16 protein-coding genes and 1 other RNA gene are annotated in these 17,895 nt (G+C 67.5%); 10 read left to right on the forward strand and 7 right to left on the reverse strand.

What is annotated here, in order from left to right; genetic code table 11:
• Positions 1–825 carry a 5-deoxy-glucuronate isomerase gene (iolB, locus tag RBB42_RS15625; protein ID WP_305971433.1) on the forward strand — a complete coding sequence of 275 codons (825 nt, stop codon included), beginning with the start codon at positions 1–3 and terminating at the stop codon, positions 823–825.
• Between the two features lie 122 nt (positions 826–947).
• On the opposite strand, the gene RBB42_RS15630 is transcribed toward iolB, so the two are convergent.
• From RBB42_RS15630 to nudC, 4 genes are read right to left on the reverse strand one after another with little or no spacing between them, the layout of a single operon-like run.
• Entirely contained in the window at positions 948–2,348 is a 1,401-nt protein-coding gene (locus RBB42_RS15630) for an FAD-binding oxidoreductase (RefSeq protein ID WP_305971434.1), read from the reverse strand.
• Positions 2,345–3,139, reverse strand: a complete 795-nt coding sequence (locus RBB42_RS15635; protein WP_305971435.1) for a DUF4198 domain-containing protein — start codon at positions 3,137–3,139, stop codon at positions 2,345–2,347. The genes RBB42_RS15630 and RBB42_RS15635 overlap by 4 nt, the downstream gene beginning before the upstream one ends.
• Positions 3,140–3,199: 60 nt before the next feature.
• Positions 3,200–3,661, reverse strand: a complete 462-nt coding sequence (locus RBB42_RS15640; protein WP_305971436.1) for an SRPBCC family protein — start codon at positions 3,659–3,661, stop codon at positions 3,200–3,202.
• A gap of 60 nt (positions 3,662–3,721) precedes the next feature.
• Entirely contained in the window at positions 3,722–4,687 is a 966-nt protein-coding gene (gene nudC / locus RBB42_RS15645; protein ID WP_305971437.1) for an NAD(+) diphosphatase, read from the reverse strand.
• 177 nt (positions 4,688–4,864) lie between these two features.
• On the opposite strand from nudC, the gene RBB42_RS15650 reads away from it, so the two are divergent.
• The 3 genes from RBB42_RS15650 to RBB42_RS15660 all read left to right on the forward strand — a co-directional run bounded on the left by RBB42_RS15650 (position 4,865) and on the right by RBB42_RS15660 (position 7,976).
• Complete coding sequence (locus RBB42_RS15650) at positions 4,865–6,844, forward strand: bifunctional 2',3'-cyclic-nucleotide 2'-phosphodiesterase/3'-nucleotidase (RefSeq protein WP_305971438.1); 1,980 nt, start codon at positions 4,865–4,867, stop codon at positions 6,842–6,844.
• Positions 6,845–6,933: 89 nt separating this feature from the next.
• Positions 6,934–7,572, forward strand: coding sequence for an HAD family hydrolase (locus RBB42_RS15655; RefSeq protein ID WP_305971439.1), 639 nt, complete (start codon positions 6,934–6,936; stop codon positions 7,570–7,572).
• 65 nt (positions 7,573–7,637) lie between these two features.
• On the forward strand, positions 7,638–7,976 hold the full coding sequence (locus RBB42_RS15660; protein ID WP_305971440.1) for a hypothetical protein: 339 nt from the start codon (positions 7,638–7,640) through the stop codon (positions 7,974–7,976).
• 22 nt (positions 7,977–7,998) lie between these two features.
• On the opposite strand, the gene RBB42_RS15665 is transcribed toward RBB42_RS15660, so the two are convergent.
• Complete coding sequence (locus RBB42_RS15665) at positions 7,999–9,093, reverse strand: THUMP domain-containing class I SAM-dependent RNA methyltransferase (protein WP_305971441.1); 1,095 nt, start codon at positions 9,091–9,093, stop codon at positions 7,999–8,001.
• 85 nt (positions 9,094–9,178) lie between these two features.
• Between RBB42_RS15665 and ffs the strand changes: the two genes are divergently transcribed.
• Positions 9,179–9,278: signal recognition particle sRNA small type (gene ffs, locus RBB42_RS15670), an RNA gene on the forward strand.
• A 60-nt stretch (positions 9,279–9,338) separates the two neighbouring features.
• Here the strand turns inward: ffs and RBB42_RS15675 are convergent.
• The gene (locus tag RBB42_RS15675) at positions 9,339–9,896 is read right to left on the reverse strand and encodes a protein-tyrosine phosphatase family protein (RefSeq protein WP_305971442.1); all 558 of its coding nucleotides are present in this window, start codon (positions 9,894–9,896) and stop codon (positions 9,339–9,341) included.
• A 216-nt stretch (positions 9,897–10,112) separates the two neighbouring features.
• Positions 10,113–11,642 (reverse strand): ankyrin repeat domain-containing protein, encoded by a 1,530-nt coding sequence (locus tag RBB42_RS15680; RefSeq protein ID WP_305971443.1) that lies wholly within the window; start codon positions 11,640–11,642, stop codon positions 10,113–10,115.
• A 250-nt stretch (positions 11,643–11,892) separates the two neighbouring features.
• Here RBB42_RS15680 and RBB42_RS15685 point away from each other — a divergent pair, with 250 nt between their 5' ends.
• The 5 genes from RBB42_RS15685 (at position 11,893) to RBB42_RS15705 (ending at position 17,894) form a co-directional block, all read left to right on the forward strand.
• Complete coding sequence (locus RBB42_RS15685) at positions 11,893–13,638, forward strand: DNA polymerase III subunit gamma/tau (protein WP_371931766.1); 1,746 nt, start codon at positions 11,893–11,895, stop codon at positions 13,636–13,638.
• Positions 13,639–13,794: 156 nt separating this feature from the next.
• A complete protein-coding gene (locus RBB42_RS15690) occupies positions 13,795–14,139 on the forward strand; it encodes a YbaB/EbfC family nucleoid-associated protein (protein WP_305971445.1) in 345 nt (114 codons plus the stop codon).
• Positions 14,140–14,154: 15 nt separating this feature from the next.
• Entirely contained in the window at positions 14,155–15,207 is a 1,053-nt protein-coding gene (locus RBB42_RS15695; protein ID WP_305971446.1) for a TraB/GumN family protein, read from the forward strand.
• A gap of 1 nt (position 15,208) precedes the next feature.
• A complete protein-coding gene (gene recR, locus RBB42_RS15700) occupies positions 15,209–15,808 on the forward strand; it encodes a recombination mediator RecR (RefSeq protein WP_305971447.1) in 600 nt (199 codons plus the stop codon).
• Between the two features lie 154 nt (positions 15,809–15,962).
• The gene (locus RBB42_RS15705; protein WP_305971448.1) at positions 15,963–17,894 is read left to right on the forward strand and encodes a hypothetical protein; all 1,932 of its coding nucleotides are present in this window, start codon (positions 15,963–15,965) and stop codon (positions 17,892–17,894) included.
• The last annotated feature ends 1 nt before the right edge of the window (position 17,895 follow it).

Here is a 17,895-nt window from a genome sequence, read left to right on the forward strand (position 1 = left end):
ATGACCCAACTGCTCCGCAAACCCGCCGGGACAACCGGCAAGGTCCATCAGATCACCGTGGACAATGCCCGCACGTCGGAAAGCCCCGACTGGGGCTATGTCGGCTTTGACCTCTGGCGGCTGCATATCGACGACCACGCCGAGGGCCGAACCGGCGACCGCGAGGTGATCCTCGTGCTGGTCGAGGGCAAGGCACACATCAGCGGCGGCGGCCGGGATTTCGGCGAACTGGGCGAACGCATGGATGTCTTTGACCGCATCGCGCCGCACGCGGTCTACCTGCCCGCCGGAGCGGACTGGACCGCGACGGCCACCACGGAGTGCACCCTGGCGGTCTGCTCGGCCCCGGCGATCGCCGACTACCCCGCCGCCCGGATCGGTCCCGAGGGCATCGACCTGGTGGACCGCGGCAAGGGCACCAACACGCGCCACATCCACCCCATCGCGATGGAGGAACGCGACGTGGCCTCCTCGCTGCTGGTGACAGAGGTCTACACGCCTTCGGGACACTGGTCGTCCTATCCGCCGCACCGTCACGACGAGGACAATTTCCCCGAGATGACCTACCTCGAAGAGACCTACTACCACCGGCTGAACCCGGCGCAGGGCTACGGGCACCAACGGGTCTTTACCGAGGACGGGTCGCTGGATGTCACCATGTCGGTCAGTGACCATGACGTGGTGCTGGTGCCCAAGGGCCACCACCCCTGCGGCGCGCCCTACGGCTACGAGATGTATTACCTGAACGTCATGGCCGGCCCGATGCGCAAGTGGCGCTTCCGGAACCACCCCGATCACGACTGGATCGCCCAGCGCGACGCCTGAGGCGCGCGCTGCTGGCTTCTTCTCTGCAAAAATACTCCGGGGGTCAGAGGGGGCAGCGCCCCCTCGTCCGACATCGGTGACAGAGCTGGTCTTGGGCAAGGGCACCGGGCGGCGCCCGGGGCTCAGGGCAGCAGCTTGCCCGGGTTCAATATCCCCTGCGGATCAAGCGCCTGCTTGATCGCCCGCATCACATCCAGCGCCACGGCATCCTTGCGCCGCGCCATCGAGGGACGCTTGGCCAGGCCGATGCCGTGTTCGGCGGAAAACGAGCCGCCGAGCCCCAGCACCACGTCCTCGACCGCCTGCATCACCGCGTCCTTCCGGCCCGCGTCGCCGATCCAGACCGGGTAGTGCACGTTGCCGTCGCCCAGGTGAGAGACGACGACGGGCTGCGCGTCGGGGTCGATGTCCGCCAGCCGCGCGCCCGCCTGTTCAAGGAAGGTCTCGACCTTGTCCAGCGGCACCGAGACGTCGTTGTTGACCAGCGGCACATGCGACAGCGAAACCTCGGCCGCCGCCTCGCGCAGGGCCCACATGGCCTCGCGCTGGGCGTCGCTTTGGGCGACCGCGGCATCCAACACGGCGCCCTCTTCCAGCATGTCGCCCAGCACCTCTTCGAGGTAGGCCGCGATCGGCACCTGCCCGTCAGGCCCCGGCTCGGCGTCGCGCGGGGCGGTGGCACCCAGTTCGACAAGGATGGTCACGTCGTAATCACCGTCGAGGACCGGCCGGGCCTCGGGGTGCATCCGCGCGTATTGCTGGACATAGAAACGCGACATGAACTCGAAGGCCTCGACCGCGCCGCCGGTCACGTCCCTGAGCCGGTTCAGCACCTCCAGCGCACCCGACAGCGTTTCGGTTGCCACCATCGCGGCGGCAAAGGCACGCGGCTGCGGCACCAGTTTCAGCACCGCGCGCGTGATCACCCCCAGCGTGCCCTCCGATCCGATCAGCAGGTGACGCAGATCGTAGCCGGTGTTGTTCTTGTGCAGTTCCGACATCAAGTCCACGACCCGGCCATCGGCCAGCACCGCCTCCAGCCCCAGCACCAAGTCACGGGTGTTGCCATAGCGCAGGACGTTGGAGCCGCCCGCGTTGGTGGCGAGAATGCCGCCAATCCGGGCGGAGCCCTTGGCGCCGAAGGTCATCGGGAAGCTCAAGCCTTGCGCCGCGGCGGCGGCGTGGAGGTCGCTGAGGATCACGCCCGCCTCGACCACCGCCAGCCGGGCGGGCCCCCGGATTTCCTCGATCCGGGTCATCCGGTCGAGCGAGAGCATCACCGCCCCTTCGCCCGAAGTGCCGCCAGCAAGACCGGTGTGCCCGGAGACCGGCACTACCGGGACCCGTTCCGCATGGGCCGCGCGCAGCACGGCGGACACCTCGGCGGTGGATCGCGGCCGCGCCACGCAGAGCGGCGTCCAACTGTATTGCCCGGTCCAGTCCCGCGACCAGGCGGCCACGTCCTCGCCAGTCAGGAGGCCGGGCTCGTCCAGCGCGGCGCGCAGTTGCTGAACAAGGCTCATTGCGGAACCTCGAAAGTCAGCGAGGCCCAGAGGCTTTCCCAGGCCGGATCGGAGTCTTTCTCGATCTCCAGTTCCCGCATGACCACGGCGTCGACCAGGTAGAAATGCCCCGGCTTCACCTCGAGCCGTGCGCGCCCCTCTTGGTCGGTACGGTAAAGGCGGATCGTCACCTCGCCCTGAGGGTCGCGTTCGAACAGTTCCACCTGCACCTCCACGCGCGGTTCGCCCTGGTAGAGCACGCGCACCGGAAAGCCGTCCGACAGGTCGTCGGTATAGGGGTTCGCCTCGGCCACGATCTCGGTCACAAGGCCCACTTCGCGGTCGGCGCCCGCGGCATCGCCCAGCGCCACAAGGCTCTTGGCGTGGCGGGAATAGCGTTCGCGCACGCGATCCTGCCCCAGTCCGCGGTCCAGATGACGGTCCAGCGCCCAGGCGAAATCCTTGTGCTCGACGAAGGTGACGAATTTTTCCCACTCGGTATAGGTCAGGCTGTAGTCGCGGGTGACATGCACGATGGTCGCCAGCCCCGTGCCCTCGGGCACCATGTTCAGCGCCGGCTTGTCACCCAGCCGTCCTTCGACGGGTTCGACCCCTTCGGAGGTAACGATGTCGAACCGGGTGAAGTTGCGGGGGTTGTAGCTGTAGGTCGCGCCCTTCAGCTCGGTCCCGACGAGGGTCTGCGCCAGCACCGGCGCCTCGTCGGGGATCACGAAACCCTCGGGCTCGATCCAGAATTCATGAGCCGAGAGCGGCCCGGCCAGCAGGGCCAGGACCCAGGTCAATCGCAACATTCGGCGCTCCTTCATGCCTTTTGCGGCAATCTAGCGCCCTGTCCCCTCAGCGCAACGGGATCAGGCCGCGCCGCGCAGCCGGGTTTCCATTTCCCCGGCCAGTTCGGCCACCCGCTTGCGGAACCGCTTGTCCATGCCGCCCCGGGCCAGTTTCATCGACTGCAGGAACAGCCGGGCCGACAGCGTGCGCGCCGCCATCACGGTGGTGACATTGATCCGCGAGCGCGCGGGAGACAGCGCCACGACATCCAGCGTCAGCGTAATGTCCAGCCCGCCCGACACGGTGTCAAAGACCATCCGCTCTGGCGGCTGATAATCGGTCAGGGTGATCGCGGCCTCGCGCCGCTTGCCGCGAAACCTGAATGCCACGTCCCAGGCCATGCCCGCGCCCGGGCCATCCCCGGTCCGGGTCACCTCCAGGCCGCGGCGCATCGCCTGGCGCTCGATGCTGTCGAAATCCGCCATCATGGCAAAAACCCGGTCCTGCGGGGCCTCGATATCTTCGCGTGCCGTGAGTTCCATCCGCCTGCTTTCGCCTCATCTTGTCCGGCTTGTTTCCGGGACCCTACCGCAACCCGCGTCTCAGTCCAGCCTATCCGCCATCCAGTTAAGCAACATGAAATGCGCGATGGCGCCCTTTCGCGCGGGCAGCAACCCCTCGCGTAGGCCCGCCGCCGCCTCGGCCACCTCTTCGCGCGTGACCCAGATCGCGTCTTCCAGTTCGGCCGGGTCCACCGTGATCTCGTCGCTTTGGGCCTCGCCGTGACAGCCGAACATCAGCGAGGCGGGAAAGGCCCAGGGCTGGCTGGCCAGGTAGCGGACCGGGCCGACGCGGATGCCCGCCTCTTCCCAGGTCTCGCGCCGCACGGCGGCCTCGATCGTCTCGCCCGGTTCGACGAAACCGGCAAGGCAGGAATACATCCCCTCGGGCCAACCCGGCGAGCGGCCCAGCAGGCAGCGGTTGCCCCGGGTGATCAGCATGATCACCACCGGGTCGGTGCGCGGGAAATGCTGCCCGCCGCAGGCCGGGCAGATGCGGGTCCAGCCGGCCTGGTGCATCTCGGATTCGGCGCCGCAACGCGAGCAGAACCGGTGACTTCCGTGCCAGCCGTGCACCGCCTTGGCCGTCGCCGCCAGTTCCGCGTCGCGGGGCGTCAGCCGGGTCATGATGCGGCGCAACTCGGCAAAGCGGGCTTCCGGGCAACTTGGGTGGCTGTATTCGCTGGGGTCGAGAAAGCTGGCCTGCGCCTCGGCGTCGAAATCCGGCGGCGTCCAGCCCGAGATGTCGTGCGAAAAGACCGCTGCGCCCTCCTCGCGGCCCAGCAGGATCGGCGGGCCGTCTGCCTCCGCCAGGATCGGGTGATCCAGTGGCAGGCGCACGGCCTCCATCATGCCTTCGCCCGCCACCAGCGGCTTGCCGCGCCAGATCGGGATCGTGCGCGCCCGCGCGTCCTGCATGGCGGCGGCCAATGCGCCGATGTCGCCCCGGATCTCGGCTGCGCGATCCAGCCCCGATCCCCCGAATGTCACCTCTTCCGCGTGCCGCATCCTGCCCCCTTTGCCTGCGACCGCACATTTGCCCGCCGGGGACCGGGATGCAAACCCAAAGCCCGCGCGATTTCCCCAAGGTCAACCCGCCACGACACGCGGGAATCGTGTTAGCGTCACACCACTGTTGGAATTTCCGGGTCAATACCGTCACGCAGCCAAACTTTGGGGAAAACCATGTCACAGTCCTTCGATGCACGTCTCTCGCGGCGCCAGTTCCTTGCCGGAACCACAGCCGGAGCCGCCCTGATCACCTTGCACCCCTATTCGGCCCGTGCGGCGGCCAACCAGGCGCATCTGCGGATCATGGAAACGACGGACATTCACGTCCACGTCCATCCCTACGACTATTACGCCGACCGTCCGCGCGACACCGTCGGCCTGTCGCGCACCGCTTCGATCATCGAGGGCATCCGCGCCGAGGCGACCAACACCATGCTGCTGGACAACGGCGATTTCCTGCAAGGCAACCCGATGGGCGATTACATCGCCTACGAACGCGGCATGAAAGAGGGGGACATGCATCCCATCGTGACCGCGATGAACACGCTGGGCTTTGACGCGGCCACCATCGGCAACCACGAGTTCAACTACGGCCTCGATTTCCTGATGAAATCGATGGCGGGTGCCGATTTCCCGGTGGTCCTTGCCAACGTTGCCAAGACCGAGGGCGCGACCCCGCGCGAGGACGAGACGCTGTTCAAGCCCTACGTCATCCTTGACCGGATGCTGACCGACGGCGCGGGCAACACGCACCCGATCAAGGTGGGTGTCATCGGCTTTACGCCGCCGCAGGTCATGAACTGGGACCGCAAGCATCTTGAGGGCAACGTCACCGCCCGCGACATCGTGGAGACGGCGAAATCCTACGTCCCTGAGATGCTGGAACAGGGGGCAGAGATCATCGTGGCGCTGTCGCACTCCGGCATCGGATCCGCCGACCACACGGACGGCATGGAAAACGCCAGCGTGCCGCTGGCCGGGGTCGAGGGCATCGGCGCGGTGATGACCGGGCATTCGCACCTCGTCTTCCCCTCGCCGACCTATGCCGACTATGCCGCGGTGGACGTGGACAAGGGCACGATCCACGGCAAGCCCGCCGTCATGGGCGGCTTCTGGGGCTCGCACATGGGTCTGATCGATCTGCTGCTGGAGCGTGACGGAAACAGCTGGCGCGTGGTCTCCACCACCTCCGAGGCGCGCCCGATCGCCAAGCGCAACGAGGACCGGTCCGTCACCGCGTTGGTCGAGGATTACCAGCCTGTGATCGACGCGACGCAAGAGGACCACGAGGAAACCCTGGCCTATGTCCGCCGCGCGGTGGGCCAGACCTCGGCGCCGCTGCACAGCTATTTTGCGCTGGTGGCCGATGATCCCTCGGTCCAGATCGTGTCGATCGCGCAGAAGTGGTACATTGAACAGATGCTGGCCGGCACCGAATACGCGGGCCTGCCGATCCTGTCCGCCGCCGCGCCCTTCAAGGCCGGTGGCCGTGGCGGGCCGGATTATTACACCGATGTCGCCCCCGGCGCGGTGGCGATCAAGAACGTGGCGGACCTGTACCTTTACCCCAACACCGTGCGCGCGGTGAAAGTGACGGGCGCGCAGGTCAAGGACTGGCTGGAACGCTCGGCGGGCATGTTCAACCAGGTCGATCCGGGCGCGCAGGATGCGCCGCTGCTGAACCCCGCCTTCCCGTCGTACAATTTCGACGTGATCGACGGGGTGACTTACCAGATCGACCTCAGCCAGCCGTCCAAGTACGGCCCGAAGGGCGAGCTGGAGAACCCCGACGCGAACCGTATCGCCGATCTGCGCTTCAACGGCGAACCGGTGACGGCGGACATGGAGTTCGTCATCGCCACCAACAACTATCGCGCCTCGGGCGGCGGCGATTTCCCGGGCGCCAAGGGCGATACGGTGATCTTCGAGGCGCCGGACACCAACCGCGACGTGATCGTGCGCTACATCGTCGAACAGGGCACCATCAACCCCTCCGCCGATGCCAACTGGTCGTTCAAACCGATGGAAGGCACCACTGTCCTGTTCGAAACCGGCCCCAAGGCGCGCGACTACGCCGATGACGTAAAGGGCGTCACCATCGAGGACGCGGGCGAAGGCGCCGACGGTTTCGCGCTTTTCCGCATCTCGCTGTAGGACCGCGACACGAAACTTTGTGGCGGGCGGCTTTCGGGCCGCCCGTTTTCCGTCTAGGCCTTGGCCGAACGCTGCGAACCGGAAAACCGATGCCCTATGATGCCGTGATCTTCGATCTGGACGGAACGCTGGTCGACACCGAAAGCCTTGCCTTCGTCACCGGGCGCCGGGTGCTGGCCCGTCACGGCGCCGACCTGACAGAGGCGATTTTCCTGCAGCTGGTCGGCACCGCCAGCGACACCGGACGCACGATCCTAGAACAGCACTTCGGCGCGCTGGATTTCGACGCGATCCATGCCGACTGGCTGGAAGAGGACCGCCGCCAGACCGCGCAGGGCATCCCGCTGAAACCCGGTGCGATCGACCTGCTGGACCACCTCGCGGGGCGGGCGGTGCCCGTGGCCATCGCCACCTCGTCGCGGCGTACCTCTGCCCTGCACAAGCTGGCGCGGTCGGACCTCGCGCGGCGCTTTGACGTCGTCGTGACGCGCGATTGCGTGACCCGGGCCAAACCGGCCCCAGACCCCTACCTGCTGGCCGCCAGCCGGCTGGGGGCAGAACCGGGCCGCTGCCTTGTCTTCGAGGACAGCAACACCGGCGCCGAGGCCGGCTTTGCCGCGGGGATGACCGTCGTGCAGGTGCCCGACCTCGTGCCGCCCTCGGGCCGGCACGCGCATCATCTGGCAGACGACCTGCTGCAGGGGGCTGGACTGGCAGGCCTCATCTGACGCGCTTGCGCAGGGCCGCGCGCTCGCCTACTCCATCAGGGAAGAGGTCAGTCAGGGGCTTTGCCATGTATCGTTTTCTTCTCGGCATGATCGTCATGGCGCTGATCGGCGCCCTTGTCACCAAGCCCGGCCCCGAGGCCGCGGAGGCGGAAGTGCGCCGCCAGATACAGCTGACCGTCGCGAACGAGGGTCTCGACGGCAAGTCCGGCCTGGACGCGGCGGCGCTGCTGCTGTGCCGCGCCGACAACCGCGCCTGCACCGATCTGCTGATGTCCGGCATCGACCTGACCTACGAGGACCGCTACGTCTACGCGCGGATCGACCTGCACGGCTACCGGATGACGGCCACCTGCTACGGCCTCTATACCCGGTTCTTCTGTCCCGGCGGGCTGGTTCGGGACTAGGCGCAGGGCCGCAATCGACCGCTCACAGACGGGCCTGGTAGAGCTTGACCTTGAGCCCGCCGAAACTCACCGGCGGGCCGGCTGTCAGGTCCAGCCCCGTGGCCTTGGCCAGCCCCCCGTCAGACGTGACCATGCCCAACCGCCAGCCCGCAAAGCGGTCCTGCAACACGGCGCCAAGGGTGCCATACAGCGCGAACAGCAGCTTGCGGTTGCCGATCCGCGCGCCATAGGGCGGGTTCACCATGACAAGCCCGGGTGCCCCCTCGGGCCGCTGCAGATCGCTGATTGCCGCGCGGGTGAAGGAACAGAGCTCCGCGACCCCGGCCCGTTCGGCATTGGCCTGGCTCATCCGGATCGCCCCGTCATCCCGGTCGGCCCCGTGGAACCGCACGCAGACCTCGCGGCGCACCTTCTGCGGCGCCGCCGGAACCTCCACCGCCAACCGGTCCAGCGCAAAGCCCCGTGCCCGGCCAGGTGCCAGCCCGGCGGCGATCTCTGCCGCCTCGATGACAAAGGTGCCGGACCCGCACATCGGGTCCACCAACGGTTCGGACCCGTCATAGCCACAGGCCCGCAGGAAGAGCGCCGCCAGCGTCTCTCGCATGGGGGCCTTGCCCACCTGCTGCTTGAGGCCCCGCCGGTGCAGCGGCTCGCCCGAGGTGTCGACGGAAAAGACCGCAAGGTCATCCTCGATCCGCAGCAAGATGCGCACCGCCTCGTCCGAGGCCTCTTTCAGGACCGGCGCGCCCACCGTCTCGGCGATGGCGCCTTCGACGCGCTGGCGCGCGGCGCGGTCGTGGTAGATCTTTGAGTTGCGGCAGGTCACCTCGACCCGCACCGGCACGTCGGGGCGCAGCACAGCCGCCCAATCCAGTTTCCGCGCCCGCTTGTCCAGTTGCGCAAGGTGCATCGCCCGAAAGCTGGCAAAGCGCGCCAGCACACGGCCCGCACCGCGCAACTCGCGGTTGGCCCGCGCCACCTCGGGCCAGCCTCCCTGAAAGGTCACACCGCCCGGAACCTGCGCGGGTTGCGCGAATCCCGCGGCGTTGACCTCTTCCAGCAACAGAGGTTCCAGCCCCGGCGGCACGCTTGCGAAAATCTCGAATGTCTCGTCCATGCCGCCCTCATAAACGCCCCGCGCGGCAAACGGGAGAGTGCATCGCACCCCATTGCAAAATCCGCGCCGGGGCCTTAAATAGACGGTCGAGAGGTTGTGCGGGCAAGCGCCTCGCCAACCCGGTCAGGTCCGGAAGGAAGCAGCCGTAACGAGCCCCGCTTGGGTCGTTACAATCTCTCACCACAAACGGCCCGGTGCGCAAGCGCCGGGCCGTTGTCTTTCCGCCCCATCCATTTGCAGCATGTTCAACCCGACCGGGCGTGCCGCACGAAGGGCACCGGCTCGCGCTCGGCCTTGAGCGACCAGTTGCGCTGCCAGGATTCAAGATAGGCGCCCCGCTGGACGGATTGCAGGCGCGCCTCCGCCTCGTCCGGGGCTTCGCCCGCCTCGATCATCAGCCGCAGGGCCATCATGGCCGCCCGCCCCTTGCCTTCGCGGCTGTGCAACATGACGCGCCCGCCCCCGAGCAGCGCCTTGCGGACCTGTGTGCTGACTTTTGGCCAGCCTTCTTCGACAGAAGCATTGGGCGCATCGCCGCGCTTGATCGGCATATGTACCCAGCGCGTCCCCTTGTCCTGGACGTCCTGACCGAGGGTCTTGGCCCCGGCCTCCAGCATCTCGACTTGGCTGACGAGGGAAATCACCATCGCCGGGCGCCAGCTGGACAGGTGTTCCAGATCGCCGCGATAATCGCCCCCGGCGCCAGGCAGTTGCGAAAAGGCAAGGATGCCGCCCCCCACGGGCAGGACATGCAGAGTGACAGGCCCGGCGGTGCCGGCTGCATTCTGCTCGTCCTCGATCATGCAATGTCTCCCCAATCGGCAGCGACGGGCCAGCAGCCGCCCCCACGGCCGCGGATTTCCGCCACCCGGGATAATACACGCATGTCCAGACTGGCCTAGCGATTCGGATCGAAGACAGCCGGCAATCCCCACCAGAGTCGGGGACTTGCGGCAAGTTTTTCATGTTGTGCGCTCAGAATGCCACGGAAAGGCCCGCACCCGAAGGCACCGGCCCGCTCAGACCACCTGCCCGGGGTGCGACTCGGCCCAGTCTTCGAGAAAGGCGCGGATGTCCTCGCGCGCGACAAAACCGATCTCGCGCCGCGGCAGGGCAACGCCGTGATGCAGGGCCTGCTCGAGGCAGCCGATGTGATCCCGGCTGTCGCGGTCGGGCGCGTTTTCGGCGCCGTGCAGGATGGTGCCCAGCAGCGTGCCACCATAACCGTTGACGTGGCTCAGGTCCGGTTTCAGCCGCAGGAAGAACCCCATGACATCGGGCAGACCTTCCCAACCGGCGGCCTGCACAGGCGTCACGCCCATGCCGTCCGGCAGATCCCAGGGCAGGCCCAGCGCCACCAGCCGTTCCAGCACCGGCAACCTGTCGGGCAGGTGGAGCGTCTCGCGCAGGATGTTGGCATAGGCCGGGGCAAGGCGCGCGGGGTCGATGTATTCGCCCGGACTGGGCTGCCCTTCCGCGGCGCGGGCCAGCAGGGTTTCCTCGCGGCTGAGCGGGGTCGCCGCACCGCGCGCCTCGATCGCCTCGGCCACGGCGCGATTGCCATGCACGCGAGCATAGGCATAGGCCGTGGCGCCCTGCCAGACGCGCGCCGGATCGGCACCCGCTTCCAGCAGCATGTCCACCATGCGACGGTCACAGCCCCGCCGGGCCGCCTGGTGCAGGGCGGGCACCACCCAGGGCGCCTCTCCGCCAACCTCCTCGGGGTTGAAATCGTCCGGCCGGGCGCCATGCGACAGCAGCATCTCGACGGCCGCGTGATCGTGGAAATCCATCGCCCGCAGCAGCGCATTGGTGCCATGCGGATCGGCGCCTGCCTCCAGCAGCATCCGCAGTCCCTCATGGTGGCCCAGTTCGGTGGCGTGATAGAGCGACTCGTTGTCGTTGGGGTTGGCGCCATGGTCCAGCAACCAGCGGCCCAACACCATGTTGTCGGCATGGCCGATGGCGCCATAGAGCGCCGACAGCAGGTGATCCTCGCCCTCGGCGGCCGGGTAGCCGTCATTCACGTCGGCCCCATGCGCCAACAGCAGGTCAGCCACCGCCAGCATGTCCTCCTCCAGCTCGGGGCGGGCCTTGATCCAGCGCGAGAACGCCAAGTGCAGGATCGGGCGGCGCGGGCCGAGGGGCCGAGTGGCCAGACCTGGATCGCGTGCCAGCGCGGCAGCTACGGCCTCGCGCCGGTAGAGCGCGCATTCCAGGCCGAACACCCCATCCGCCAGGTCGGGCGTATCGGCCAGCAAAGCCACGATGACCGGGGTCTGGCCATGAAACAGCGCGATTTTCAGCCGTTGCAGTTTCGCGGCGCGGTCCAGCCCCGTCGTTTCGGCGGCGAGTTTCAGGCGCGGCCAACTGGCAAAACCGTTTTCCTGCGCGATAACATGCAGGAAATCGGCACGCCGCAGGCTGTCGGGCGCGCGCCTTGGCGGGTGCTGTTGCAGGCGCTGCAGCGCCCAGACCTCGCGCGCAATATAGGCACGGTGCAGGCGCTTGGCCTCAAAGCGCAGGGTGTCAAGGGAAAGCTCGGTCATGATCGGGTTCCTCCGTCACTGCCCGCGATCCGCCGTGTCGGGCCAGAGAAAACCGTATGATCGGTGGTCTTCCGTTCGGGCCGGTGCAAGTGCTTTCCGCGGATCAGGAGGCCCCCGGCAAGCGGCCCTGTCCCTGATGTGCCGCGTCGGCGCGCGGAAATCAAGCACTGCCTGCGCAATCCCGGTCAGAGGGCGGTGGACGGCCCGGCGCGCAGCGCTTACTTTGGCCGCAACACCAGACAGGACCCCCATGACCGACGCCCCCGCCTACCAGGTGCTCGCCCGCAAGTACCGCCCCGAGACCTTTGCCGATCTCGTCGGGCAGGACGCGATGGTGCGCACGCTGAAAAACGCCTTTGCCGCCGACCGGATCGCCCAGGCCTTCATCATGACCGGCATTCGCGGCACCGGTAAGACCACGACCGCACGGATCATCGCCAAGGGCATGAACTGCATTGGCGAGGACGGCAACGGCGGCCCGACGACGGACCCCTGCGGCAAGTGCGAACATTGCGTCGCGATCATGGAAGGCCGCCACGTCGACATTCTGGAAATGGACGCCGCCAGCCGCACCGGCGTCGGCGACATCCGCGAGATCATCGACAGCGTGCATTACCGGGCAGCCAGCGCGCGCTACAAGATCTACATCATCGACGAGGTTCACATGCTGTCCAAGAGCGCGTTCAACGCGCTCTTGAAGACGCTGGAAGAACCGCCCAGCCATGTGAAGTTCATCTTCGCCACGACCGAGATCCGGCAGGTGCCGGTGACGGTGCTGTCGCGCTGCCAGCGCTTCGACCTGCGGCGGATCGAACCCGAGGACATGATCGGCCTCTTGCGCAAGATCGCCAAGGCCGAAGCGGCCGAGATCACCGACGAGGCGCTGGCGCTGATCACCCGCGCCGCCGAAGGATCCGCCCGCGATGCGACCTCGCTGCTGGATCAGGCGATTTCGCACGGCGCCGGGGAAACCACCGCCGAACAGGTGCGCGCCATGCTGGGCCTGGCCGACCGGGGCCGGGTCATGGACCTGTTCGAACGCGTCATGCGCGGTGACGCCGCCGGCGCGCTCGAGGAACTGTCGGCACAATATGCCGATGGTGCCGACCCGCTGGCGGTGCTGCGCGACCTGGCCGAGCTGACTCACTGGATTTCCGTGGTCAAGATCACGCCCGAGGCCGCCGACGACCCCACGGTCTCGCCCGACGAACGCGGGCGTGGACAGGCCTTTGCCGACGGACTGGGAATGCGGGCATTGGCCCGCGCCTGGCAGATGCTGCTGAAGGCGATCGAGGAAGTGTCGAACGCGCCGTCTGCCATGATGGCCGCCGAGATGGCGGTGATCCGGCTGACCCATGTGGCCGAGGGCCCCTCGCCCGAGGAACTGATGCGCAAGTTGCAGGACAGCCCGCCTCCGCCCGCGCCAAACGGCGGCCCCGGCGGCGCGCCTGCCGGTCCGTCGGGCGGGATGACACATGCGCCGCAAACCTCTGCGCAGCACAACGGCGGCGGTCATTCCGGTGGAACGGTGACCGCGCTGGCCACCGAGGCCGCCGAGGCCCTGGCCCGCTATCCCACCTTCGATCATGTGCTGGAGCTGATCCGCGCCAATCGTGACGTCAAACTGCTGGTCGAGGTCGAGGGGGCGGTGCGGCTTGCCGCCTATCAGCCCGGCCGGATCGAGTTCACGCCCGCCGAGGACGCCGCGCCCGACCTTGCGCAACGGCTTGGCGCGGCTTTGCAACGATGGACCGGCAATCGCTGGGCGGTAATCCTGGTCAACGGCTGCGAGACACCGACCGTGGTCGAGAAACGCGACGCCGCCGAACTGGCGCTGAGGGCCGAGGCCCAGGAGCACCCGCTTGTGCAGGCCGCAATGGCCGCCTTTCCGAAAGCGACGATCACCCATATCCGCACCGCGCAAGAAGCGGCGACAGAGGCGCTGGAAGAAGCCCTGCCAGAGGTCGAGGACGAATGGGATCCCTTCGAGGAGTGACCGCACCGACCTGCCCCGCGTGGCATCAAATCGCCGCGGCACGGGGCTGACGCGGCGCCTGCGCCTTGTCCATCGCCCCCGCGACTGCGATATGTAGGGCAACACTTCTCGACACCGCGCCGACTGTTCGGCGGACTATCTACCAGGAGACAGAACATGCTGAAAGGTTTGGGCGGGCTTGGCGACATGGCCAAGATGATGAAACAGGCGCAGGACATGCAGGCCAAGATGGCCGAGATGCAGGAAGAGCTGGCCAACACGACCGTGACCGGCGAATCCGGCGCCGGCCTGGTCAAGGCGACCGCCACCGCCAAGGGCGAACTGACGGGCCTTGAAATCGACCCGTCGATTTTTGTGCCGTCGGAAAAGGAAGTGGCCGAGGACCTGATCCTGGCCGCCATCAAGGACGCTCAGGCCCGCGCCAGCGAACGCGCCCAGTCCGAGATGCAGAAGCTGACCCAGGAAATGGGCCTGCCCGCCGACATGAAACTGCCGTTCTGATCCGTGCCGGGGCGGGTGCGGGATCTGCTGCGTGCGGGCCTGACCGGGCTCGCCCTCGCCGCCGCGGCCCCGGTCGCGGCGCAGGACTGGGCCACGCGCGATCTGTGCTTTCCGCCCCGGATCGAGATTTACGACGAGGTCTTTGCCCCCGAGGGCCGGGCCGAACTGGAGGCGCGCGCCGCCGCGATCCCCAATGCCACTGGACGCTTCTGGCGCATCACGGCGCCGGATGGCGCTGTCTCCCATCTTTGGGGGACGATGCACAGCAGCCACCGCAGCGTGCTCGACTTGCCCGAGGCGGTGCGGGAGGCCCTGACCGGCGCCGACCGGCTGGGGCTGGAAATCGACCCGACCTTTCCGGACCGTGCAAGCCATGACGCCTACATGCGCGGCGACGATGTCTATCGCCAGGACGGCTCTGTCACCGCCTACCATGACCTCGGCCTGCCGGAACGGTTCGAAGACCACCTTGTGGCGCGCCTGCGTGCCCTCGGCTGGTCCGGCGACGCGCTGCCGGAACTGAGGCTGGGGACGCTGGCGGAGCTGCTGCTCTACGACCCCTGCGAGGATTTCTCTGCCGGGGTCCTGCCCTCTCAGGACAGCTACCTGCAGACGCTCGCGCATATCCGGGGCATCCCCGTCCTGCCGCTGGAAGACAGCGACCGGCTTTCGACCAAGCTGAACACGCCCGGCAACGAGGATCTCGCCCGCGCCATCATCGGCACCTACGCCGTCTACCTGATGCCCGGCGCCACGCCAGAGGCCCGCGCCACCGCGCTGGCGCTTTACCGGACCGGACAGGTCGGGCTGATGATGGCCTGGGACGAGGCACAGGTCACTGCCGCGCTTGGAAACGAGGGGCCCGCGCTCTACGCCCGGATGACCGAATACCTGGTGGATGAGCGCAACGAGGACTTCGTGAATGCCGCCCGCGACGCGCTGACCGAAGGCGGCGTTTTCATCGGCGTCGGCAACTTCCATCTGCCGGGCGAAAACGGCATGATCGCACTTCTGCGCGCCGAAGGGTTTGACGTCACGCGCATCCCGCTGCCCGGCGAGGCCCCCTGACATGGCCCGCGATGCCAACCCGATCGAGCACCTGATCGACCTGATGGCGCGCCTGCCCGGCCTCGGCCCGCGTTCTGCCCGCCGCGCAGTCCTGCACCTGATCCGCAAGCGCGCGATCCTTCTGGCGCCCCTGGCCAAGGCCATGGCCGATGTGGCCGAACGTGCCCGCGAATGCCTGAACTGCGGCAATGTCGGCACCTCGGAGATCTGCCCGATCTGCGCCGACGAGGGCCGCGCCAACGGGCTGCTCTGTGTCGTCGAAGAGGTCGCCGACCTCTGGGCGATGGAACGCGGCGGCACCTACAAGGGGCGCTATCACGTCCTGGGCGGCACACTGTCCGCGCTGGATGGCGTCGGCCCCGAAGACCTGCGCATCCCGCAGCTATTGCAACGGATCGAGGCCGAGGGCGTGACAGAGGTCATCCTGGCCCTGAACGCCACCATCGACGGCCAGACAACCGCCCATTACATCGCCGACCAGCTGGAAGACCGGGGCATCCAGCTCAGCTCGCTGGCGCAGGGCGTGCCAATCGGCGGCGAATTGGACTACCTGGACGACGGCACCATCACCGCGGCGCTGAACGCGCGCAAGCGGCTGTGACCTGAACCGGGCGTTGCCCGTTTGCCGCACCCGCACGCAGGGCCAAAGCCGGCATGACCCGGCACATCAAACTGTTACATCAGCCAAGTAGCCGCCGGAGCGACAGCGGGCGTTGCCCCGTAACGATTTTCGCCAAGTCACTCCGGGATGTTCCATGAACCGTGTTTCCCCTCTCGCCCTTGCCGCCGCACTGATGACCCTTCTGCCTGCGGGCGCCTTTGCCCAGTCCGCCTGCCTGCCCTCCGATCCCGCGGACGGCGACGACGTGATCTGCGCCGGCACCGGCCCGGGGATCGAGGATGACGGCTTTGACGATGGCAGCATTACCATCGCCCCGACCGGCACTATCGACGGTGGCGACCGGGGGCTGCGGGTGGATGACGATGTCATCATCGTCAACGACGGTTTCGTGCGCGGGCCCGGGGATCACGGCATCCAGGGCGACAACGATGTCCATGTCACAAACAACGGCACCGTGATCGGTGTGGGTGGCGACGGAATCAACATCGACAACGATGGCGTGGTGATCAACAACGGCGTGATCACCAGCCTTGACGACGACGGCGTGCAGCTTGAGGACCGCCCGCTGGTCGTCAACAACGGCACCATCACAGCCCCGGACGAGGGCATCAACGTCAACGTCGATTTCGCGCAGGTCACCAACACCGGCACCGTGATCGCAGGCGACGACGGCGTGAACGCGGGCAATTTCGCCGACATCTTCAACTCCGGCCTGATCCAGTCGACCGGTGACCAGGACGCCATCGACCTGGACAGTGGCAAGATCACCAACCACGGGCGGCTGATCAGCCTCGGCGCCGAGGACGGGATCGATTTCGACGCCGCCGCCGCCGGCCCGTCCCTCGTCCTCAACACCGGCCGGATCGAGGGCAATCTCGCCATCAACACCGATGCCGCCGACCTCGCGGTGCAGGAAATCGTGAACTCCGGCACGCTGATCGGGCGCGGCGGTGTCGCGGTAAGCCTGGGCGGCGGCGACGACATCCTGCGCCTGCTGGATGGCAGCGCGGTCTCCGGCGCCATCGAGATGGGCGCAGGCCATGACACGCTGGCCGTCATGACCCGCCGGGCGCAGCTGCTGACGTTTGGCACCACCGTTCCCGAAACGATCACCGTTCGCGGCGGCGGCTATGTACTGTTGAACGCCACGCCGGCGCCTGTGGCAACCCCCGCCGCCGTGGTCACCGCGCCGGCGCTGATCGTCGTGGACGAGGCGCCGGTCTCCTCTCCGGACCGGCTGTCGCGGGAACTGGGCATGGGGATCGGCGGCAGCGTGCTGGACTTCCAGGTGGCACGGGGCCCCTGGCTGGGCACCTTCGCCAACGCGGGCACCATCGCGCCCGACAGTTCGCAGGGGGCCGACTTTGCCAGCCGCGGTATCGCGGTGGGCTTTGGCACCGGCTGGCGGGGGATCTCTCCCTTCATCGGTTACGGCGAGGGTGCCAGCGACCTGGACGATGGAGTTACCGAAACCCGGATCAGGTCGTTATTCGTGGGCCTCGGCCTGAGCGGAGAGTACGGGCGGTTCAGCTATGACGCCGCGCTCTATTCCGGGCGGACCCACAACGAGATCAACAGCCCCGACACCCATACCGGCAGCGCCGATTTCGACGGCCAGTTGCTGGGGATCAGCCTGCGCGGCGGCGGCCTGCTGTGGCAGAACCCGTCCGCGGGCTACGGGATCGACCTGGTGATGCAGGGCGATTTCCTGCGCCACAAGACAGAGCGCCACGCCCTGTCCGGCCTGGCCGGGGGCAAGATCGGCGAACGGACGACAACCACCGCCGCGCTGCGCGTCGAGATGGGCCTGCCGATGCAGATGAACGACATGTCGATGCGACCCTACCTTGCGGTGACCAGCTTCGGCGGCAATCCCGACGACATCACCTTTTCGGTCGGCGGCGCCAGCACCACCTTCGACGCGGCCGACGTAAGCGGCGGCACTGCCCTTGCCCTGGGCGCCAGCTTTGCGACCGGCGGCAACGGGTTGAAAGGCCGCTTCGAGGTTTCGCACGACGCGGACGACAATACCTCTTGGGGGATCAAGCTGGGCATGGCGTTCTGAG

The organism is Mameliella sp. MMSF_3455, assembly GCF_030733205.1.
Classification (GTDB): Bacteria; Pseudomonadota; Alphaproteobacteria; order Rhodobacterales; family Rhodobacteraceae; genus Antarctobacter.